The following is a 22731-nucleotide window of genomic DNA, read 5'->3' as shown; positions in this document are numbered from 1 at the left end:
AAAATAACCGAATAAATACGATTTATGACTATTAAAACTGTTGGGATGATTAGCAGCTATTCAGGTCTTGCTAAAAACAAAGATTGGTTATGGCAACAAACTCCGCACTACTTTGGCGTTTGGAAGAACATTCAAATGTTGAAAATGGTGGAAAAGCCAGACTTTATGTTGCTCTATCAATTTGATTTTCCTCAAGCATCGGCGCAAAAATCTTGGTTAGATAGTTTTCGCAAACAGCAACAAAAACCAGTAGTAAATGTTGAGTCTCTACTGCGTGGTGTCAACAAAGAGCGGATTATTTATTTGCTCAGAGAACCGCCTTTAGATGAGGTTGTAAAAATAACTAATTACAATTATCAAGAAGCCCAGAAGTATTGCGGCTACGTTTCTGGCCCGGATGATTTTGCTCCCATTCCTGACTATATGCCTGCTATTTGGTATCACTCAAATTCATTTCAAGATTTAAATGAAATGCCACCGCCTCCAAAAGTTGCTCCATGTAGTTGGATTACTTCAGGAATTAGCCGCACAGTCAATCATCGCCAGCGTTTAGATTTTTTACAATCTTTGCAATCTAGTGGCATGAAATTTGATTTGTATGGGCGTAACTTACCAGAATGGGCGAACAGTTCGGGAGAACTAAGTAACAAATGGTATGGCATGGCACCATACTATTACAATCTGGCAATTGAAAACTATGCTGATAATAATTGGTATGTGAGTGAGAAACTTTGGGATAGTTTACTTGCTTGGTGTTTACCAATTTACTATGGTGGTCCGGCTGCTGATAAATTATTGCCACCGGGTAGTTTTTTGCGCTTGCCTAGTTTAGATGAAAAAGGCATTGCCTACATCCAAGAAGTGACAGCTACACCTGATGCTTGGTATGCTGCCAAAGATGCGATCGCAGAAGCACGTCAAATCATTTTACACAAATTAAACCTGCTTAACTGGTTATCAAACTTTGTCGATCAACACTCATAAATTATGAATGGTATTTGTACGCTTGGCAATGATTATGTTTTCGATCAACTAGTGGCTTTGCTCAACAGTATTGATGTTATCTTAGGTCCAGAAACTCCTGTTTGTATCTATCCTTTCGACGATCGGACACAAAGGATTGCTGACGAAATAGCTAAACGCCCTAATGTATTTCTTTACGATGATCAAGAATCAATCGACCGCTGGGATCAATTTATGCTCACAGCAGCCCCAGAACGATTGAATCGGAGTAAATCCCGTCTTTATGGCGCTCACCGTCGTTTTTGCGCTTTTGATGGGCCATTCGAGAAGTTTATCTATTTAGATGCAGACACCTTGGTGATGAAATCACTCGCAGGAGTGTTTGAAAAGCTAGATAGTTATGATTTTGTGGTCTACGATTTTCAATTTAAAGACGTTAGTAAAATATATAATATTAATTCTCCCAAATTACTAAAAGTTTTTGAGCAAAAACGCATTGATTCTGAAATATTTTGTTCAGGCTTTTATGGCGCAAAACAAGGACTATTTGACTCAGAAAAAAGAAATTGGCTAATATCACATTTACAAAATGGGGAGTCAGAAATTTTGTATGGTGGTGCTGGCGAACAACCATTAATCAACTACATGGTAATGAGGTCTAATCTTTCCATTTATAACTTTGCTTGCCAACTGCCAGATAATGAAAAAACAGGATGTTCTGCTAGCTCTAAACACTTCGAGGAACGAGAAAATATTCTTTACGATCGCGGTAATCGACTAACTTATCTCCATTACATTGGAATTCCTCCCAATATCAATCAAGCAGTCTGTGCGGGAGAAAATATTCAATTTCCCTATCGAGATTTATTTCTCTATTATCGTTACTTACACGAACCAGAAAAGCGTCCAGTATTTAACAATCCTCCTAAGAATTATAATGACGCTCCAGTAGCAAATTTACTTACAAGAGCTTTGCGAAAATTTAAGTTAATTAACCAAGGATAATTTATGAGCCGGGGCATTTATATAGTTGCCAATGACCGCGTTATCGATAATGCTATTGCTCTCCTCAATAGCATGCGTTTCTATGACCCAGAAGTTACCATTTATCTCATACCTTTTAATGAGAATTATCACCAGGTAGCAGAACAGCTTGCTACCTTACACAACGTCCAAATTTTCCCAGATTTAGAACTTATTGATACCTTTACCAAACGCATTGGAGAAATTTTTGACCGAGATTTCCTCGCCTTACCCAATAAAATGCGAAAACTGGTGGCGTGGTTTGGGCCTTTAGATGAATTTATTTATATTGATACGGATATTGTCGTTTTTGAAAAAATTGCTGACAATTTAGACAAACTATCAGAAGTTGATTTCTTCTGCTGTGATTACCATCATGCTAATGACAAGCTGCGAAATATTTTTTCCCCATTTGTGAAAGAGCAGCAAATTTTTTCCGATGCCCAACTTCAAGATGTTTTCAATAGCGGTTTTTGGGCTTCGAGAAAAGGAGTTATTACCGAACAACAAATGGATGAAGCTTTACGCGAGTGTGCAGCACATCGTGAATATTTCGATTTTTCTGAAGGAGTTACAGACCAACCAATTTTAAATTATCTTGTTCTCAAACTAATTTCTAAACGTGGAAATCTCGTCAAAATTCCTGGGGGTGGGCCTGGTAGTTGGGCAGGTTCGCAAAATTTTCAACAGCAAGACTATGCCCTCTATGACCGAGGACAACGACTAAAATATCTCCACTGGGCTGGTACGCGGATGAAAACTGGTAGTCCCTATTGGCAATTGTGGGAACACTATCGCTATCTTCATGAGGGTAAATTTGCCTTCATTCCAAAACTGACTCGCCGTTTATTTCCCTTTGTTTCTGCCCGTACTTAATATTAGGAGTATCCCAATGATAGATGGTATTTACACCTTAGCGAATGATGTTGTCTATGACCAACTAGTTGCTTTGCTCAACAGCATAGAAGCTAATGCTGGTAGAGAAATTCCTGTTTGTGTAATTCCATATAATGACCAGCTAGAGAAAGTAAAAGCAGAAATTGCATCTAGAGATAATGTTACTTTATTTGAAAATTCTGATTCCATAGCCTACTGGGAAGAATTTGGCTCTCGTATCTGGAAAGCTCACCCAAGGGCGTTAAAGCTATGGCGAGAATATGGTTTGCCAGAGAATTATCGCATAGAAAGACATCGAAAACTTTGCTGTCTAGATGGCCCATTTGACAAGTTTATCTTCTTTGATGGAGATACCTTATTGATGAAATCACTCGATGATGTTTATCAAAAGTTGGATGAATATGATTGGATTACGAATGACTTTCAATATAGATCCGATTTGAATTATATTTTCAACTGGACAGAAGATAAGCTAGCAGAGATTTTTTCTATAGAAGATATTAGGAATCAAATTTTTTGTTCTGGTTGGTTTGCTTCTAAAAAGGGTGTTTTTAACGATGCTAATTTAGCAAATCTACTAGCAAACTTAGAAGCAGGTGAAGCTGATGCACTCGCATGGGCAGATTCCGATCAAACAGTTCTCAACTATTTAGTTTTACGTAGTGGAATTTCTTACTACAATTACGCCTATCACGGTAAAGCGACTGGTTGCCATTGGGCTTCTAAATTTGATGTTGTAGATAATATTCTTTACGACCAAGGGCAGAAATTGACATACTTACACTATATGAGTGTCTCTTCTTCAGCTTTTACGAGGCTTTGTGGGGGTGAAGATGTTGATATTGCTTACCGCGATGTTTTCTTATATTACCGCTATTTAAAATCACCTGAAAAACGTCCTCAAAGCTTTAAGCGCCCAAGCAAGCTAACACTTCTGCAAAAGTCCACTAGTAGCTTTATTCAACAAAAAATAAACAATATTAAGCTGAAGTATCGAAATTTTAAGCATAGAATTGCTCAATAGACATTCAAGAGAGTTTCAGACTCTCTTGAATTTTAAATTATTAATTTCTTACTCTTTCCTAAGAAAAAGAATCTAAATCTAAAGATTGCATACCTTCGCGTTCTATAAAAGTCATCATACTTCCCAACTGCAACCAAACTAGCAAACAAGTAAACAGACTAATTGGTAAACCGACTCCTAAAGCCAAGGATGAGGGAAAGCCAAATATCTCTAAACCTGAAGACATAAATAGACAAGTACCGCCTGTTATGCCGATAAATGGTACAAGTAATTGTTTTAATGAGGAACGTGGCTGAGTATTTTCTGCTCGTTCGCTTGGCCAGTTCTGCACAATTACTTTCAAAGTGCCAGATAATGCCAAACCAGATGTTAATGCAGTCAAAAAGCCAACAAGTAAAAGAAAATAAGGCGGTTGCAGAGGAAAATAGTACATGAAAACTCCTAATTTCTATTAAATATTTTTTACTTTTTATTTGTTGACTGGTTCTCAGCAAAAGACCCAAGTAATGTCGCTTTTGGGAGGATAGCGGCTGCACCTTCTCTGGATAACTCTGTTAAAATACCGATCGCTACATTTAATAAACGATCCGGTTTTAAGTCATCTTTAACCAGGTTCCACAAGCGTTGCACATCTTCGGTGTGCAGGCGGTCATCTTCGGTGAGAGCAAGCACCAACTGTCGCCGGAGAAACTTGCCTTCTTCCGACATTAAGTATTGGAACCCCATCTGGGCTGTAGGCAATACATCAAAGTTGTTATCGGTACGAGCGATCGCAATCAAATTCTCTAACCGTTGCCACTGAAATTTACCATCTTTGAACAACACATTCAATAATCGTCGCCGTAATGCAGGCGATTCCCCTGTCAGTAACCGCCGTGCTATATAGGGATAACCCACTTCAACAATTTTGAAATCGGGGTTAAGGCTAAGGGCAATACCTTCCTGAGTCACCAAGGAACGAATAATCAAAGCAAACTTTGCCGGGACTCGGAAAGGATATTCGTACATCAGTTCCGAAAATTCATCGGTAATAGTTTTGAAGTTAAAATCCTTGACATTTTTGCCAATAGCGTTTCCTAGCACCGCTTCTAATGCTGGCACTATCGGACAAATATTCGTGTCTGGAGTCAGAAACCCTAATTTTACAAAGTCTTCGGCTAAGTCGGTATAGTCTTTATTCACCAAATGCACTAGCGCATCTACCAGCGTTTCTTTGGTACTTTCTTCCAACTGATCCATCATGCCGAAGTCAATATAAGCCATACGACCATCGGGCACAGCAAACAAATTACCAGGATGAGGGTCAGCATGGAAGAAGCCATATTCTAAAAGCTGTTGCAATCCTGATGTAACGCCAATTTGGATGATCGCTTCTGGGTCTAAACCCGCTGCACGGATGCGTTGAGTATCTGTCAGCTTAAAACCGTCAATCCATTCTAGGGTTAAAACGTGGGTATTGGTATAACGCCAGTAAATACCTGGAACTTTTACTTGTAGGTCGTTGTGAAAGTTGCTAGCAAATTTTTCGGCGTTGCGGCCTTCATTAATATAGTCAATTTCTTCAAATAATTTTATGCCAAACTCGTCCACTATTAAAGTTAGGTCGTGACCGAGATTTAAAGGCAACCAAGGAGCTAGCCAACCTGCTGCCCAACGCATCAGATATAGGTCGCGTGTAATTACCGGGTGTAAGTTGGGGCGTTGCACCTTTACGGCGACTTCTTCACCGCTGACCAGACGACCCCGGTACACTTGACCCAAGCTAGCAGCAGCGACTGGATTAGGTGACAGTTCGCTAAAACTTTCGTGAATTGGACGACCTAGTTCGCTTTCGATAATCTGGTAAGCGATCGCATTATCGAAAGGTGGTAACTGGTCTTGTAACTTTATCAGTTCTTCTAAGAAATCTTTGCGTATCAGGTCTGGTCTGGTGGAGAGGGCTTGACCAACTTTAATAAAAGTCGGGCCGAGGCGAGTGAGCATCTCTCGCAACTGGATAGCTCGTTTACCCTTGTTCTGCTCAACTCGATCTTGCCACTCGTCCCACTTCAGACTGAGTATAAATCCTGCAAAGGAGAAGATGATTCTCAGCAGTCGTCCCCAGGCTAGCCAAGGACGGTAACTATAGTAGCGAGCGATCGCATCTGGATTATAGAGTTTTAGTTGAGCAGGTTGATACTGACCCACGCCTTTTTTTGCCTCTTCAACTGAAAAATTTACAATGATTGTTTTTCTCCTGACCCACAAGTTAGTTGCAAGTTCAGGATAGCGGTAGTCTTTTATCTAAAACAACTAGAACTCTACCCTTTGGGGATATTGTTCGAGGCGATTTTAGCATCTGTTACTGCCTAGATTTGTTTATCTTTTTCTTAATTATACTTTATAAAACTACAACTACTTATCCAACTTTTAGATGATTTTATCTTTTCTTAACTTTAATTTATATAAATAAAAATATGTACCTCTATATGCAAATTGAAACTCAGTAACCGCTTACAACATAAAGATCCCCGAATTCTAAGAGAATTCGGGGATCTTGGTACTATGTTTATTTATACCTGTGATTTAAGTGGAAAATAAAATATTTTATCTGTCCACAATAAAATTACAGTATCAATTAAAACCTTGGGAATTGTTAATAGCTTTGTCACAATTACCAATTACCTGCTTTTAATTGTCATGTAGTGCTATTTAGATTTGGCCTCCAAGTTTTCCAAACGGCTTCTCAATTCCTGGTTTTGTTGTTTGAGTTGGTCAAAATCTTCACGCAGTTGACGCAGGGTTTTTTCTGAACCAATGTTCTTTTGCACCTTGGAAATTTCTTCTTCAGCAGAGCGACGTACACGCCCATCAGCTGTTTGTTCAGCTAGCGATCGCAAAATCCCCACTGCTTTGGGTGTTTCCATTTGTCCTAATGCTGCGGCTACCGCCACTTGGGTTAAAAAGAAGGTTTCTTTGGCTAGTTCTGTTAATTTTTCTAAAATCCGTTCCAAATTAGCCGGACTTTGACCGACAGAAATCTTTCCTAAAGCGCGAATTGTGGCTAAACGTAAGGGTTGTGGTACACCGAGTTTGGTGTATTCGATTAGCAGATTTAAAGCTGCTTCTGAGGTTTTGAATTCAGCTAAACCAGCAACTGCCCCACTCCGCACGACTTCATTCCAACCTGCCTTTTCTTCCAAAACGGATTTCAGCAGCTTTAATACCTTGTCTTCCTTGGGTTTTTCTTCCAAGTTTGCCGATGCGATCGCCCCGATAACACGAGAAGCTGCTGCTTCCACGTAATAACTGGGATCGCCCTTTTGCACTAACCCTCTGACAACTTTATAGCTTTCAGCAGTTTTGAATTGAGTAAGTGCTTCTACTACAGCTCGTCGCACATAAGCATTTTTATCTTTTAACCCAGCAATTAAGCCATCAAAGGCTTGATCTAAATTGATTTGGGCTAGTTGTTTCGCAACTTCCACACGCACACCCCACAATGGGTCATCTTTTAGCGATGCAGACAATGCAATGATAGCTTCTAACCCACCTTTTTTCGCCAAAGCTGTTGCTGCATAACTACGCGAAATCGGGTCGGGATCGAATTCTAACTGTGCTTTTAACTCCGCGATTGGATATTCCAAAGCTACTGTTTTTAGGTAATTATTTCCAACATCAAAGCTAATAAATTGGGGCTTATTTTCTAGGGGAAAGTAGAAGCTTTGTTCGCGTTCATTCACCCGCACAGTGAAAGTTTTGAATTGTGAATTAGGAGTTATGAGTTTGGAATTATTTTTAACTCCTAACTTCTCACTCTTGACTTCTTCCTGTTGGGTATAGCCAAAACCAATAGGTATTTTTAAATCAAACAAATCTTTACTGCCATTTTTACCTTCAGCAGCTTGGGTTTGAGTTACTGTAATTTTTGCTAAATTAGCATCCCCATCCCAAGAGTAAACCACTTTAAAATCGGGATGACCACCACGATAAACGTATTGGTCAAAGAGGAACAAAAGATTACGTCCGGTTGCTTTTTCAATTGCCCTGAGTAAGTCTACTGTTTCTACAGTTTTATGAGCATTATCTTGGACAAATGTTTGAATTCCCTGCCAAAACAACTCATCTCCCAATTGGGCCCGAATCATGTGATAGACACAAGATCCTTTTTCGTAGATGTGGCGATCGTAAAGTTCAATAGCTTCTCGGTAAACGTGTGTTACCATTGGACGGCGATAACGACTGCTATCTTCACTTAAGTAACGACGAGCTTCCAATAAGCGATAGTAAGCTGCTTCTTCTAGACTATATTCCTGTTCTGTCCACATCACCTCAGAGTAAGAAGCCATCCCTTCTTTAATCCAAGCATGAGACCAATGCTTAATCACCACCAAATCACCAAACCACTGGTGCGCGAGTTCATGAACGACTAAAGCTTCGGTGTTGCGGTTATCTAAGGCGGCCCGTTCATCCAGTAAACATCTATCTGTTAACAGTGTTGTAGAGGTGTTTTCCATGCCGCCAAAGATGAAGTCATCGACGCAAACTTGGGCGTATTTCGGAAAAGGGTATGGATAACCATACTTTTGGCTCAAAAATTCGATCATTCGGGGAGTTTTGTCCATGCTGCGTTTAGCATCTTCCTCCCGTCCCTTTTCTACATAGTAGGTGACAGCTTTACCCTTCCACTCATCCCGAATTTCAGCAAAATCACCTACTGCTAAAGTCATCAAGTAGGTAGGATGAACTTGTTGCTGTGACCAATGGTAGATTTTGTAATCACCATCTTCTGTGGTGTCAATTAATTCGCCATTGGAAATTGCCACGAGAGGGTTGGGAACGCGGACGCGAATTTCCGAAGTAGACAATTGTCCTGGATAGTCAAAGCAGGGGAACCAAAAGCGAGAGTCTTCGTCTTCGCCTTGAGTCCAAACTTGAGTAGGCTTGTTTGGGTAGTGCTTATCTGGTTGAATAAAATAAATACCGCGTTGCGGTTTTGCCACCGAGTAGGCGATCGCAATCAGCAAGCGTTTACCAATCTGGCTTGCCTGAGAAAGTTGGATGGAAAGCTGTTCCCCGTCATAGTCAAAATTTTGTGGCACTTCGTCCACCTGCACAGACTCAATATTTAGATTGACAGCATCCAAAGTCAAACGATCAATACCATTACGGATTGGCAAGAGGCGAATGCTACAACTGCCCTGATAGCTTTGCTTGGGAATATCCAAGCTGAGATCGAGAAAAATATGCTCTACCTGTCCGGGGCGATCGGGGTTATAGTGTGGTCTTGCTCCCGGTAACTCAAAAGGTTTGTGTCCGTTATTATCTGTATCAAAATAAGACTGCGACATTGATGCTTACTGACCTTGTAATCCTGAAAAGTCTGGCTGGTTGGATGTAGTTAAGTAAAATAGCGGTGTAGTAAATGTATTTCCCAAATCAACAGGGCATTATGGAGGTGAGAACTCCACTTTGGGATTGGGGGATTGAAATTAATCTCACCCGAACTTCCGCAGATCGGCTACCGATCCTGGGATTTTTTCCATATCCCTCCTGCATTTACTTTTGCTGATGTTCTGCACTTTTTTGGCATTGAGTCAAGAGTCTCTTGCACCTTGTTGCACCTTGATAGATTCTCATTAAGTACAAATACTCCTAATTATTTTTATAACTTAGGATAGCTTGCTGCTGCTGAACACTTCTTTTGTTTGAGATGAACAGCATATCATTTGCAAATTCGCCCCTCATCTGGTTGAAGTATTTTTGAGAGTAATTTTAGACCGCTAATTTGTAAGATTACTAATTTTATCAGTAAATACCAACTGGAGTTGAAACTAAATGCAGCATACCAGTTGTGTGAGAGTACAATAACCGATTTCTGTCTCCGTAAAAACTCCCATACTGGCGAACGCCCGTAAAAGTCGATCGCAGGTTAGGCTTGTAGATTGATGTTGCACTTCCCAAATCCTCTTAACTCCTTTAACAAATCGGCGTAGGCGTACCCCGTCGTAGATATCGCTAGCTTGTTTGCTGTATAGATCGACTGCGAGATCCAAGTGCTATAGCAATCTGAAATCATTCGTAAACAATGAGATTCTCAACTTCATAAGAGTTGTCGGGGATCTTAGCCTTGCAATTTTTACAAATCAGATAGGATTGCTATGTATTTAATTTGCAAAAACCCATTTGTAGTGAAAAATCACTTTTAAGTTGGATGTTTGCGGATTGAGACATGAGTTTAACTGAGAATTTTTATGATTAGTATCCGATTAATGATAGATGTCAAAAGCAACAATTTTCTGCAAGTAGGAGGTAGATGTGCAGCTTGTCAACGAGCGTGCTACTGAATCCTTTTGTCATGGGTTAGTCTAGCGATGGATTAGCGGAAAATATTATAAATCCGAAAACTCTACAGTGACACTTGTATAAATCTCGGTGACAATCTGAGCAAAAGAGGATAACAAAATGCCTGAAAGTAAATCAAAATTTCTCATTCCTGCTGTTGGTGCTGCCGTCGTTGTCGCCGGAAGTATAGCGGCTTATACGTACTTTAAAGGCTCACCAGGAGGTAGTTCAGACGCTCTAGGCAGTGCTAAAGTAGTACCTTCAACAGCACTGATGGCAACTTATATTACTACTGACTCTCAAGCCTGGGCAAAATTACAGCAGTTTGGCACTCCAGAAGCACAAAAGTTAGTGGCAAAAGGTCTGGAAGATTTCAATAAGCAAATTTTCAGTGACAGTAACGTTTCTTATGAAAAAGATATAAAGCCTTGGGCTGGTAGTGTGATGATTGCTGTATTGCCACCAAATCCTGTAAAACCGGCACAGTTAAAGGTACCCTCTGGGACAACTAATGTACCAACAAATTTACAGCAGGAATCAAATATCCTGATAGTGGTGGGAATTAAGGACAAACTCAGCGCCCTGAATTTTGCGAACAAATTGAAGTCACAAAAAGGAGTTAAATTACAGGAATCTGACTATCAAGGTCAAAAAATTATCGAAACTACACAAAATGGCAAGCCGACGTATAGTGTAGTTTTAAATGATAGTCAGTTGGTATTAGCCCCCGAAAAGCAAGCTGTAGAAAAAGCAATTGACACGTTTAAGGGACAGTCTTCTTTTGCCAATAAAGAAGGTGCTAGCAGCATTCTTAAAGGAGTGGATGTTAAAAACAGCCTTGCCCAAATTTATGTACCAGACTATGCCGGAATGATACAGCAATTAACCGCTGGAAATCCGCAGGCAAAGCAGTTACCCCCACAAACCCTGACGCAACTGAAGCAGATAAAATCTGTGGTAGCGGGTGTTGGTGTTGATGATGCGGGAGTGCGGGTAAAAGCGATCGCTAATTTAGATCCGCAATTAAATAAATTTCAGTATCAATCAAGTCCTGGGAATATAGTTGGGCAATTTCCTGCTGATACCTTTGCTCTGATTAGCGGAAATGGTATCAGCCGTGGTTGGGAAGTGCTAGTAGAGCAGTCAAAAGATTATCCAGAAATGAAGCAAGCTCTGGAACAAGCGCGAGGACAACTGAAATTTGTCAATTTAGACTTAGATAAGGATATTTTTGGCTGGATGAATGGGGAATTCGCCTTTGGTGCGATTCCATCAAATCAAGGAGTGTTAGCAAATGTTGGTTTTGGAGGTGCTTTGGTATTTGATACTAGCGATCGCAAAACTGCCGAAGCCACCTTAACAAAATTGGATACCCTTGCCAAAACCCAACAAATCAATGTCGCCAACAGAAATATCGGTGGTAAAGACGTAACTGAATGGCAAATTCCCCGACAAGGAGCTTTATTGGCACATGGTTGGCTAGATCAAGATACTGTATTTGTAGCTCTTGGTGGCCCAATTGCTGACGCAGTTAGCGATCGCAAAAATCCATCTCTCGAAACTAGCGACGCCTTCAAAGCCGTTACTGGTTCTTTGCAAAAGCCTAACGGAGGCTATTTCTACCTAGATATGGATAAAACTAAAACTGTGCCCCTGATCAATAGTTTTGTATCATCTAACGCTGATACCATTACCATCCTGAATTCCATTCGTGGTCTTGGTTTTACCGCTATTAGCCCTGATAAATCTACTAGTGAATTAGAGATGTTGCTAGCTCTCAAGCCTACTGTAAAGTAGGGCATTGGGCATGGGGCATTGGGCATTGGACATTGGGTATTGGGTATTGATTATTCTCCTCTGCTCCCCTGCTCCCCTGCTCCCTCATCCCCTGCCTCCCCTGCTCCCTCATCCCCCCACTCCCCACTTACAAAACTTGATTATTCCGAGTTTCCAAGGTTTGGTTGAGTCTATCCAACGCGCCAGTCAATCTTTCTTGGGCTACAAGGTTAGGATCTGGCAAGGGTTCATCGGCGACTTCTTCTTTTCTCTTGAATTTTTGTAAGGCTCGAATTGCCACAAATAAAACTAAGGCAATGATTACAAAGTCAACTATTGCGCCAAGAAACTCACCAATCTTGATTCCTGGACTAATGGTGATTGTTCTCCAGTCTTTGCCAGCAAAACTAACCAAGGGATTAATCAATGGCATGATCACATCTTCAACAAAGGAAGTAACAATCTTGCCAAAAGCACCACCAATGATCACAGCGATCGCCAAGTCAACTACATTACCTTTAAGGGCAAATTCTTGAAAATCTTTTAAAAAGCCACTTGCTCTTCTTCTTGCTCTGGCCATACTTGACTCTCAATAAGCTTAACTTACTGTAATTTTCTTTAGAAATGGCACTCAGCTTTTTGCCATCCCTGTTGAGATAGATATTGCTAAGTATCAAAATTTTACCAGTCTTGAATAAAATTCTTGGATAAAGAAATATAAATTGGAAACCAGCATAATTCACATCTTCTCAGAACTTTGCTGTTCTCCAAATATCAACCTTCTATAATATTTGTTGCTTAGAGCAAGGGAAAGGAGGCAGACTGCCGTTATACAATTCAATTCATTTCTAGACTGCCGTCCAGCAAGTATGTCATAAGTAGAAAAGGCTGTTAAATGCAAACTGATTTATGACTGCTGCTGTAAACACTAATCCTGGTTTAGCTTCTCGCTTGGTGAATGGCATACTGGCAATCCAGCCTTTAGCCAACCTAGCCAAGCATCAAGCTAGACAAATGATGATTAAACGTGCCGAGAGAATTGGTGTGCCTTGGACACAAGAAGTCGAAACACTACAAGGGCGTGATTGGAAGGACGATCTCGCTCAAGTACAAAATCCTCAGCTTTCCTACCCAGAATACTATTTGCGACCATTCCATGCCTACGAAGGTGGAGACCTTTGTTGGAAAGCGGCTTGGGAGCTAGAAGTTGCTGCTCGTACTGTCCATGCCGGAATTTGGCCAGATGCTGGAGCACAAGGAGATGCTAAACTGCGCCAAAGTTACCACGATATCCTCAAAGTGCAAATCCCCAATCAACCCCAAGACATCCTAGATTTGGCCTGTGGTGTGGGTTTGAGTACATTTACCATACAAGAAATTTATCCCTATGCCAAAATTACAGGCTTGGACTTATCTCCCTACTATTTAGCTGTTGCTAACTACCGCGCTGGGCAACGCCAAGCTAAAATTAATTGGCTTCATGCCCAAGCTGAATCTACCGGGCTACCTGATGCCTCGTTTGATTTAGTTTCCATTTTCCTGATGTGCCACGAATTACCCCAATCAGCAACCCGACAGATTTTAGCTGAAGTGCGGCGCCTGCTGCGTCCGGGTGGCTACTTGGCAATCATGGATATGAATCCCAAATCTGAAGTTTACAAGAAAATGCCAGCCTACATTTTGACTTTGCTCAAAAGTACTGAACCTTATTTAGATGAATATTTTGCTTTAGACATTGAGCAAGCTATTGTTGAGGCGGGTTTCCAAACTCCCACTATCACCAACAATACCCACCGTCACCGTACAGTAATTGCTCAGGTGAGTGGTTGATTTATCTCTAGTATTGTGGGCAGCAATACCACCCTTGCTGCTACTAGCCTACTACTACTGTCGAGTGCCATTTGCCCCACCTTTGTTAAAGTTACTGATGTTCTTTATCATCGGGGCAATATCTGGTCTTTTAGCTCTTAGACTCGAATGGGTTTTTGAAACTGTAGCGAACTCTTTTGTAGACTGGCAACAGATTAAACGTTGGCTTCCTGGTGTAGCCTTGCGGCAGCTTGTGGAAATAAGCCCAATTGAAGAAGGCTGCAAATTGGCTGCGGTTGTTGTCCCAACTTACTATCTGCAACACAAGTATCGATTACTTCACTCTAGCGTTTTCCTCTTCACGATCGCCGTTTCCCTTGGATTCACTGCCGAAGAGAACTGGATTTACCTTTTCCACGGTACAGCATCAGTTTTTGAACGTACCATCGGCACGCCAGTCCATGCTATCTTCTCTGCACCTTGGGGATATGCATTAGGAACCTATATTTCCTCTAAAAATCGGTTAAATCGAGATAAAAAGTTTATTTTTCGGGCTTGGCTAAATTCTGTAATCTGTCATGCCCTAGTGAATGTCCTATCTAGTGGTTGGAATTATTCATTACCCCTACGTTTCCTAAGTTATGGTTTATTTCCGTTTCTGTTGTGGATGTTTTGGCGACTAGAACAATTACTGCGAAAAGTGCAAGGTAAACCTGTAATTACCCTGATTTCAGATCGTACACCCCAGCGCCGTTACTGGCAGAGGAGTTTAGTGCTGTTTACCCTTGTGCTGGGTGGAAATGCTATTTTTGGGCTGTTTCTCTTAGTCAGGACTATTAGTCCTTTGAGTCCGTCAAAGCTTTTTGACACTTATATTTTGTGGTTTATATTTAGTCGCTTTTTACTAAATCTCTTTTTTGGAGTTTTAGCGTGGGGCATTTATCGCTATTTGCGACATTCCGCCCGTCGTCGGTATTTTTAAAATATGATTTAGGAAAAGGCTAGGAGGTTTCTATGCAAACAACTCCAGTGCGTTGGACGACTGCTGACCTAGAGCTATTTGCTGGCGATCGCAGAAATCGCTATGAGATTATTGATGGAGAACTCTTTGTGACTAAATCACCTAGTTGGGATCATCAATCAAGTTGTGGCAATATTGTTACACTTCTTAACAATTGGTCAGAGAAAACTGGTCTAGGTAAAGCTGCGATCGCACCTGGAATTATTTTCTCAGATTCGGACAATGTGATCCCTGATGTGGTGTGGGCAAGTCATGAACGGTTAAAACATTTGCTAGATGAGGCTGGACATATCACGGGCGCACCAGAGTTAGTAATAGAAGTTTTATCTCCCGGTGAAAAAAACGAGAAACGTGACAGGGAAACAAAGCTAAAGCTGTACTCAGTGCAAGGGGTTCAGGAATATTGGATTTGCGATTCTCTACAGAAGAAAGTTGAGGTTTATCGACGCGAACAGGCTGCATTAAAGTTAGCAGCTACTTTATTCAATCAAGATGAACTGACAAGTCCTTTGCTACCAGGTTTTAATTGCTTAGTAAGTAAACTTTTTTAGCTGGGCATGGGCATGGGCATGATATAGATTCCCTATGTCCTATGCCTAATTTTCAATTAGCTAAACTCGTGCTAGTACTGGTTGATTCACGGATGCAGTGGCTGAATCAGATTCAGACTCCGTGCAGTAGATTTCGCAGGAGTTATTCGGACTTTCAATCAATTTTACTTTATAAAGTTTAGCTCCCAACTCCTGAATAGGCGATCGCAGTAAATTACTAATGTAAAGTGCAATATTTTCAGCAGTGGGTACAATTTCGGCAAAATAGGGAATATCTTTGTTTAAAAAGGTGTGATCGAATGGCTCTACCACATAATCTTCTACCACTTGATTCAGGGCACCTAAATCAATAATCATGCCAGTACGTGGGTCAATTTTACCTTTGACAGTGACTTCTAGATGGTAGTTGTGTCCGTGACCGTTGGGACGAGCGCATTTACCATAAATCTCAGTGTTTTCTTCGTTACTGAGGTTAGGATGAGCTAGCCGATGGGCGGCGCTAAAGTGAGTACTGATGGTGAGGTAGGCTTCCATTGCGTTTCCCATATAATCTGCCCAAAGTTCAGGATGTTCAAATAACTGCACGCGGACTAGAGGCAAATGAGGTGCTAGCCGCTGCCAGATAATCCGTGCAATATTCTCAGTGGTAGGCAGAGTTTGTTGAAATTCTGCCCACACATCATTGAGATAAGAGAAGTCCAATTGACTGGTAACTTCCCGTTTAATTACATGTTTCACATTAGACAAGTTCAGCACCATACCATATTCATCCAATTCTCCGGCTAGGGAGATGAATAAAACATAGTTATGCCCGTGTCCCGGAAATCTAGAACCAACACCAAATTTCTCAATATTTTCGGCTTCACTCAGTTCTGGCAACCAATAACGATGACTTGCTGAAAACTGGGCGCGGCGATTAACAATGCATTGCATGAGCACACTATGAGCAGAATTTAAAATTTCTTAATCTTTTTCTGTTTACAGCATAAACTAATTCCTAAGTTATGTGTCATTAGTCATTTGTCATTTGTCATTTGTCCTTTGACATCCAGCGATATTCACCCATGCCCAATGCCCAATAACTATGTAACAGACGCTTGTGCCTCACAGTGCAATCTCGTAGCTATGCGGAATAGTTCATGACCTGTGTGTAAATAACGCTCATCGTAGTTCAAAGGAAAATAACCTAATTCATCGAGTCCATCTGCTACTTGATCGAGGCTGTAGTAAAGGTGAGCCGCTGTTCTTGCGAGACTAGGGGGATTTGGCAGGGAGCGAAAAGTAATTTGTGCCTGCTTGAGGTCATCTCGACAGGTTTTTAAATATTCCTGAAATTCATCTAACAACTCATCATCAAAGGGATCGGCAGCTAATTGCTCCATTTGTTCTTCTAACGAATAAAGAATCGTACAAAGCAAGCGATTTACTGGTTGGTAAACTTGGCGTAGCCATTCTTCAACTTGCTCGTCAACATCCCGTCCAGTTTTTCGTCTTGTCTGGTAATGATTTTGCGCTGATGCTGTACGCTGTTGGCGATCGCTATTTAATTTTTGGGAGTCATCTTGCAGTTCTTGGTCATAATTACGACGATTTTGGTTGTCGCCTAAGACCTCATAAGCTGCATTGATGCGGATAATCTGTTCGCGATCGGCTGTTTGCTGATTACTGTCAGGATGAAACAACTTAACCAAGCGGCGATAAGCTTGCTTAATCTCCGCTTGGCTGGCACTTGGACTAACTTTGAGAGTTTCGTAATGGTTAGAAACGTGCTTAGAATTGACCATTAATTCAATGTATCGTTAACTGACGCTAGCGGCCAATCTTGCCTCCAGGTCTTGGAACAACGGTGTACTCAAATACCTCTCACCAAAACTGGGCTGAATCATTACAATTAAACGTCCCTTATTTTCTTGACGTTGGGCGACGCGAATTGCTGCACATAAAGCTGCTCCACTGGAAATACCAGATAGTAGCCCTTCTTCTTTTGCCAAACGCCGACTATAAGCGATCGCTTCTTCATCGGTGACGGTAATCACTTCATTAATCAATTTTATCTTGAGTACTTGGGGAATAAACCCAGCACCAATTCCCTGGATTTTGTGGGGGCCTGGTCGTCCCCCAGATAAAACTGGGCTATTGGCTGGTTCAACTGCGATTGCCTTAGCGTTAGGCTTGCGTGCTTTAATCACTTCTGCTACACCAGTGATCGTACCACCTGTACCCACTCCTGCCACAATTATATCGACTTGTCCATCAGTATCTTCCCAGATTTCCAGCGCTGTAGTTTCCCGATGCACTTTTGCATTAGCTGGATTGCGGAACTGCTGCAACATATAGGTATTTGGTGTAGTATTAACTATTTGCTGCGCTCGTTGAATTGCCCCACTCATGCCTTCCATTCCTGGTGTTAGTTCCAGTTCTGCTCCATAGGCTCGCAACATTGCCCGACGCTCTCCACTCATCGTCTCTGGCATTGTCAAAATTAATCGATAACCCTTAGCTGCTGCTGCCATTGCTAGGGCAATTCCGGTGTTTCCAGAAGTGGGTTCTACCAATATTGTCTTCCCAGGAGTAATTAGCCCCTCCTCTTCAGCAGCGTTAATCATACTTACCCCAATCCGGTCTTTGACTGATGCCGATGGGTTCATACTTTCCAGTTTCACCACAATTTCCGCAACACATCCTTCTGTTTGAGGAATACGGTTCAACTGTACTAAAGGGGTACGACCAACCAGTTCTGTAATGTTACGAGCTATTCGCATAAATTAGTCCTTAGTTATTAAGTAGAGTGACATAAATAATTGTAATTAGGACAAGGCAGGAGGCAAGAGGCAGGGGGCAAGAGGGAAGAGGTTTTTAGCTATTTTGCCCTTGACTGATATAGTTAAGTTTATTTGTGTCTTCCTACTTAATTATTTAGTTATTAGCCATTGGTCATTAGTCATCAAAAAATGACAAATCACTCTTGACTAAATGTAGTACATGATATCTAATTGCCGCCGCGAATCTCGTTTTTCACAAAGATCCTGGAGCGTATATTTTTGCAACACTGAATTTGCTGCGCGACTTGCTTCTTGCCAAATTTCTTCTATGACTGAACTGTCTATGCTTTTTTTGGAATTAACATTTTCTTCACCAGCCCGTGCCTCTAAGCCTTCTAAACATTCCAAAATCTCAAAAAGGATAATTTTTCGGGGTTCTCGCGTTAACAGATAGCCACCTTTTGACCCACGCTGACTTTTAACTATACCGCCACGCCTCAAGGTTGCTAGTAGCTGTTCCAGATAGCGATCGGGTATGTTTTGTTGTGCTGCAATTTGTCGAATTTGCAGCGGTTCGCCGCTTTCGTAATGAGCGGCGATCTCTAATAAGGCGAGAATTGCGTATTCCGATTTACAGGATAGTTCCACAAGCAGCAATAAGTTAGGGGTAGAAATTAGGAGTTAGGAGTTAGGAGCCATTCAATTTGGATTTGAGACTTTCCTACGGAACGCTACGCGTAGCTTGCTTCCCCGGAGGGGTACGGCGTGAGCGCTCAGTCGAACGCTTTTTTCTTCAATCTCAAATCCAAAATTCAAAATCTCAAATTGGTAGAGTTAAGATACTACGCAATATCTAGCTTTATACCGCCAACTTCTACTAAAAAAGCTTGCCCAGAAAAAGCTGCTCACGGCGTAAGTCACTTGTAGAGTGGGCATTACTCTGGTCTATTCATATCAAACCTGCCATAACTCCTAACTTTTCTAGTATACTCCGGTTAACTACTGGGGTTTATCCATTATTACTACTGAAAACAAAAAACCCCGCCTGATGGCGGGGAGAAATAGAGTTCAAAATTGTCAGTAGATAATCAACACTCTAGAAGGTGAAAGTAGTTCTGAGGGTACCGATAATAGCATCATCGTTATCGCTGTTTTGACCAGGAGAAGTCAACCAGATTACACCAGGGGTTACAGAGATATTATCCGACACACGATACTTGTAGAAGCCTTCAAAGTGATAGGGTATATCATTGTTGCCGCCAAAACCTGGGCGGTTAAAGGAATAGGGTTCTGCACCAGCAAAAACACCTAAAACGTTACCCTTTTTACCGAAATCAGGTAAGGCTACCCCTAAACCGTAGCTCCAAGCTTCATAATCATCACCTGCACCAACACCTGTGACGTCATGGTAAGAGACGAAGCCACTAACGGACAGTTTGTCGCTGGGTCTGAACGCAGCCGACACACCGTAGGAGTTGCTGCTAGATGGGGTTACACCTGCTGCTGCACTACCTAAAAAGTTAGCTTGTCCAGTACCTACATCAAAAGCTCCAGTTGCTCCGTCTCTACCAGAGTCGAATAAAGCACCACTGGCGCTATATCCGTGGACGTAGGTAGCAGCTAAAGCCAAGCGATCGCCAACACTAAAGTTCAACTGTCCAAGAGCTGCATAGTCACCGTTGGTCAGACCTGTACCAAGACCAGGATTATTAGCTTCTGATGCCAAATAACCCGCAGTGATTGAGCTATTTCCCAAGATGCCGCCACCTTTACCAATGGGTAGAGTGAGCGCTATACCGGCACCGCCACCAATCCGATAGATGGGACTTTCAGAAGCAAAGGTAGATAAAGCGCCGTTACCACCGTCGTCAGTGTTGTCAAAAAAGTAAGGATTGTTGACAGCTGCATACTGGCTATGCCGTCCGCCACTAGCTGCGAGGTAAACTTGGGCTGGGCCTATGGGAGCTTCATAAGTCAAGCGGTCTACTCTGACACTGTTATTACCATTGCCTATACCAACTTGATATGTTTGTGTGCCTTCAGCAGTATTGATACCAACACCAGCATCATCCGTTAGCGCAAAGGCTCCTGCATTACCTGCTGCCAGACGAGTGTGCAAAACATCTCTACCCGTGAAGCTGGTTTGCAAGTCTAAACGTACCCGATCTTGAAAGACAGTATTGTTGTTGTCACCAGTAGTTCCGCCAAACGCATCGCTAACGGCAAAAACAGCTTCACCGACTAGTTTTGTGGTAGTGGAGAACTGATTCGCTTCCACTTCAGCAGTCCGCGCTTCTAAGGAATCTACGCGACCGCGTAGGGTTGCCAATTCTGCGGAAAATTCTTCTTGTAACCGTTGTAAGGTCGCTAAATCTTGTTTAGTCACCAAGTCAGCTGTTGCTGTGGCAATCAATTCGTTAACCCGATCCAAACAAGCATTCAAACCAGCGGCAAATTCATAACGGGTCAAAGCACGATTACCGCGATATGTGGAATTCGGATAACCTGCAATACAACCATAGCGCTCAACCAAGGACTGCAATGCTTGGAATGCCCAGTCAGTAGGTTGTACATCGGAAAATTGAGAAACTGATGTTACTTGAGACTGAGAGTTATTTTGATTACCTTCGTTACTATAGCGGTTAACTTGATCTATGGTTGTTTGAGCCAATACTTCTGGCTGTTGGGCAACTTCAGTTACACTGGGTTGTTTGGCTGGCGATACTTCAGCGGTTGTGTTTTGAGCTGCCATTGCTGTTGTCGAAACTAACAACGTTGCTCCCAAAACTGCTGGACTAACCACTAAGGATTTCCACAACAGATTAGACATCTTTACCTTACTCCTCACACCTTGTTTAGATAATTGATTTCGTTGCACCTAATTCTCGAAAATGCGACATCTCATTCAAACCTGTGGATGAGACATAGTTGCCACTAATACAATTCTAGTTTTTGCAAAGCTAATAAACGATTAACTTGGGGTTAAAAACTGATGTGATTAACTTATGCAAAAACATATCTTTATATCATAACATTATAAAACATCCGATCTAGATGGCAAGATTGAAGCGATCGCCTTAATAACTGTCACACATACTTATCTAAATATCTAAGCAGGCGGTAGGGTTTGGGTCATTCACTCTCTACGCAGGCTAAATTGCTGAAAGCTTTAGAGCTTTAGACACTTAGCAGTTTGCCATCAGAAATCGCTTCTTGCACTTACCCTTAGTATAAATCTCACGCCAGTTAGAACACACTGACTCGGCTATACAAAGCGTGTATCGTGGTGACTTCCTGTCATCTGCTGCAAGATTTAGAAGAAATCACTTAGTCGATCTGGGAAATCACTCGTGCTAGATCAAAGTCTAGCTGCGTCAATCCGCCTGCATCATGTGTTGTGAGTGTAATCTCTACTTTATTGTAGGAAATCTCTATGTGTGGATGATGTCCCGCTGACTCTGCCGGCTCCACCAGCTTATTGACAAATTCAATTGCTTCAACAAAATCTTTGAATGTGCAGGTAATCTCCAACTTGGAGTTTTCAATAGTCCAATCTGTCAGACTCTTTACTTGTTCTTGAATTTCCGCTTCGGTGAGTAGCTCTGCCATATCAAGAAAATCTTATTTGTATATTTTGTTACAATTTGCCTTTGACAAAGGCAAACCTCTTTTATTCTCCACACAGAAAGTATGGGAGGATAAATTAGGACAATAATGCGTGTGTCTAGATTTAAATCAGACTTGACAGAGAGATACTATTGCTCACATCTAGTCAGACTCTAAGATTTAATGCAAGATATTTATTCTTTTTAAGAAAACTTAAATGGGTTGGCTTTGTCAGTGGCAGGCATCGCTATTTAACTTTTCAAAAGTAACCATTGATAAAGCAAAATCACCCATAAAAAACTATCCGCCCTGATTTAGATCGGATGATCTAAGTCAGGGCGGTCTAGCGGGTCTTCAGGTTGCAACCAGACTGCCGGAAGGGACTCCGAGCTTGCCTAGCTAATTGAGCTAACTTAGTATCTCAAAGATGACTAAGGCTAACTTTTAGAGAACAGCCCCGGCACGCAGCCGGCTAACTGCAACCTGATGACCCATGCATTTACTACTTTCTATCATGGGCATCACCTCCTTATTGCCTAAGCGGTCTTAGTTTCAAAAGGGCAGAGGATTTACTCTGGGTTCAGAACCTATACCTAATATAACATATAAATTTAGAGATATTAACCATATATAGAAAAAATCTCCCACCTTTTGATGGGAGATTTCTGGAGAATGTTGAAAATTGACACTTTATTGGCTGATTACAAGGAGATTATTTTAATCTGGGTGTGTCAATTTCTGCCAATCACAACCCTAATTCAGGTCATGGTCAAATTTGAATTCTTAGAGAGCGTTACCGCGAGGTAGAACTTCTTCAGGGAATACAAATTGTTCGTGGGGTTGATCTTGAGGAGCCATCCAAGCGCGGATACCCTCGTTGAGCAAAATGTTTTTGGTATAGAAGGTTTCAAACTCAGGGTCTTCCGCCGCCCGTAATTCTTGGGAGACGAAATCATAAGCCCGCAGGTTGAGTGC

General features: G+C 41.6%; 19 protein-coding genes and 1 pseudogene. 8 read left to right on the top strand and 12 right to left on the bottom strand.

Annotated features, from left to right (window positions below; translation table 11 throughout):
• The first annotated feature begins 24 nt into the window (after positions 1-24).
• The 4 genes from V7L12_RS30805 to V7L12_RS30790 are packed head-to-tail and all read left to right on the top strand — an operon-like array spanning position 25 to position 3907.
• Positions 25-984, top strand: coding sequence for a glycosyltransferase family 10 domain-containing protein (locus V7L12_RS30805; protein WP_335090213.1), 960 nt, complete (start codon positions 25-27; stop codon positions 982-984).
• A 3-nt stretch (positions 985-987) separates the two neighbouring features.
• On the top strand, positions 988-1968 hold the full coding sequence (locus tag V7L12_RS30800) for an Npun_R2821/Npun_R2822 family protein (RefSeq protein WP_335090211.1): 981 nt from the start codon (positions 988-990) through the stop codon (positions 1966-1968).
• A 3-nt stretch (positions 1969-1971) separates the two neighbouring features.
• Complete coding sequence (locus tag V7L12_RS30795; protein WP_335090210.1) at positions 1972-2862, top strand: Npun_R2821/Npun_R2822 family protein; 891 nt, start codon at positions 1972-1974, stop codon at positions 2860-2862.
• 16 nt (positions 2863-2878) lie between these two features.
• Positions 2879-3907 (top strand): Npun_R2821/Npun_R2822 family protein, encoded by a 1029-nt coding sequence (locus V7L12_RS30790; protein ID WP_335090208.1) that lies wholly within the window; start codon positions 2879-2881, stop codon positions 3905-3907.
• A 58-nt stretch (positions 3908-3965) separates the two neighbouring features.
• Here the strand turns inward: V7L12_RS30790 and V7L12_RS30785 are convergent, their stop codons facing one another.
• The 4 genes from V7L12_RS30785 to V7L12_RS30770 form a co-directional block, all read right to left on the bottom strand.
• The gene (locus V7L12_RS30785; RefSeq protein ID WP_104906063.1) at positions 3966-4340 is read right to left on the bottom strand and encodes a hypothetical protein; all 375 of its coding nucleotides are present in this window, start codon (positions 4338-4340) and stop codon (positions 3966-3968) included.
• Positions 4341-4369: 29 nt separating this feature from the next.
• Entirely contained in the window at positions 4370-6094 is a 1725-nt protein-coding gene (locus V7L12_RS30780; protein ID WP_335090207.1) for an ABC1 kinase family protein, read from the bottom strand.
• Between the two features lie 500 nt (positions 6095-6594).
• The gene (locus V7L12_RS30775; protein ID WP_335090205.1) at positions 6595-9237 is read right to left on the bottom strand and encodes a M1 family metallopeptidase; all 2643 of its coding nucleotides are present in this window, start codon (positions 9235-9237) and stop codon (positions 6595-6597) included.
• Between the two features lie 483 nt (positions 9238-9720).
• Positions 9721-9942: a hypothetical protein gene (locus V7L12_RS30770; protein WP_335090203.1), complete on the bottom strand. Its 222-nt coding sequence runs from the start codon at positions 9940-9942 to the stop codon at positions 9721-9723.
• Positions 9943-10351: 409 nt separating this feature from the next.
• On the opposite strand from V7L12_RS30770, the gene V7L12_RS30765 reads away from it, so the two are divergent.
• Positions 10352-12028, top strand: coding sequence for a DUF3352 domain-containing protein (locus tag V7L12_RS30765; RefSeq protein ID WP_335090202.1), 1677 nt, complete (start codon positions 10352-10354; stop codon positions 12026-12028).
• A gap of 127 nt (positions 12029-12155) precedes the next feature.
• Here the strand turns inward: V7L12_RS30765 and mscL are convergent, their stop codons facing one another.
• Positions 12156-12587: a large conductance mechanosensitive channel protein MscL gene (gene mscL, locus V7L12_RS30760; protein ID WP_335090200.1), complete on the bottom strand. Its 432-nt coding sequence runs from the start codon at positions 12585-12587 to the stop codon at positions 12156-12158.
• A 329-nt stretch (positions 12588-12916) separates the two neighbouring features.
• Between mscL and V7L12_RS30755 the strand changes: the two genes are divergently transcribed.
• Genes V7L12_RS30755 through V7L12_RS30745 form a run of 3 tightly spaced genes read left to right on the top strand, consistent with a single transcriptional unit; the run spans position 12917 to position 15388 of the window.
• A complete protein-coding gene (locus V7L12_RS30755; protein ID WP_335090199.1) occupies positions 12917-13837 on the top strand; it encodes a class I SAM-dependent methyltransferase in 921 nt (306 codons plus the stop codon).
• A complete protein-coding gene (locus tag V7L12_RS30750) occupies positions 13830-14798 on the top strand; it encodes a PrsW family intramembrane metalloprotease (RefSeq protein ID WP_335090197.1) in 969 nt (322 codons plus the stop codon). The genes V7L12_RS30755 and V7L12_RS30750 overlap by 8 nt, the downstream gene beginning before the upstream one ends.
• 32 nt (positions 14799-14830) lie before the next feature.
• The gene (locus V7L12_RS30745; protein WP_335090195.1) at positions 14831-15388 is read left to right on the top strand and encodes a Uma2 family endonuclease; all 558 of its coding nucleotides are present in this window, start codon (positions 14831-14833) and stop codon (positions 15386-15388) included.
• 60 nt (positions 15389-15448) lie between these two features.
• On the opposite strand, the gene V7L12_RS30740 is transcribed toward V7L12_RS30745, so the two are convergent.
• From V7L12_RS30740 to V7L12_RS30710, 7 genes and pseudogenes are all read right to left on the bottom strand, one after another.
• The gene (locus tag V7L12_RS30740; RefSeq protein ID WP_335090194.1) at positions 15449-16321 is read right to left on the bottom strand and encodes a 6-carboxytetrahydropterin synthase; all 873 of its coding nucleotides are present in this window, start codon (positions 16319-16321) and stop codon (positions 15449-15451) included.
• A gap of 149 nt (positions 16322-16470) precedes the next feature.
• Positions 16471-17172: a J domain-containing protein gene (locus tag V7L12_RS30735; protein ID WP_334820150.1), complete on the bottom strand. Its 702-nt coding sequence runs from the start codon at positions 17170-17172 to the stop codon at positions 16471-16473.
• Positions 17173-17187: 15 nt separating this feature from the next.
• Positions 17188-18150, bottom strand: coding sequence for a cysteine synthase A (cysK, locus tag V7L12_RS30730; protein ID WP_335090192.1), 963 nt, complete (start codon positions 18148-18150; stop codon positions 17188-17190).
• 207 nt (positions 18151-18357) lie between these two features.
• Positions 18358-18798: an RrF2 family transcriptional regulator gene (locus tag V7L12_RS30725; protein WP_335090190.1), complete on the bottom strand. Its 441-nt coding sequence runs from the start codon at positions 18796-18798 to the stop codon at positions 18358-18360.
• A 448-nt stretch (positions 18799-19246) separates the two neighbouring features.
• On the bottom strand, positions 19247-20980 hold the full coding sequence (locus V7L12_RS30720; RefSeq protein ID WP_335090188.1) for an iron uptake porin: 1734 nt from the start codon (positions 20978-20980) through the stop codon (positions 19247-19249).
• Between the two features lie 497 nt (positions 20981-21477).
• Positions 21478-21759 carry a 4a-hydroxytetrahydrobiopterin dehydratase gene (locus V7L12_RS30715; RefSeq protein ID WP_335090186.1) on the bottom strand — a complete coding sequence of 94 codons (282 nt, stop codon included), beginning with the start codon at positions 21757-21759 and terminating at the stop codon, positions 21478-21480.
• Positions 21760-22539: 780 nt separating this feature from the next.
• Positions 22540-22731, bottom strand: a pseudogene (locus V7L12_RS30710) (photosystem II D2 protein (photosystem q(a) protein)); the annotation flags it as partial.

It is taken from the genome of Nostoc sp., from assembly GCF_036918245.1.
In the GTDB taxonomy this organism is placed as follows: Bacteria; Cyanobacteriota; Cyanobacteriia; order Cyanobacteriales; family Nostocaceae; genus Nostoc.
This window is presented reverse-complemented; position numbering and strand designations above follow the sequence as displayed.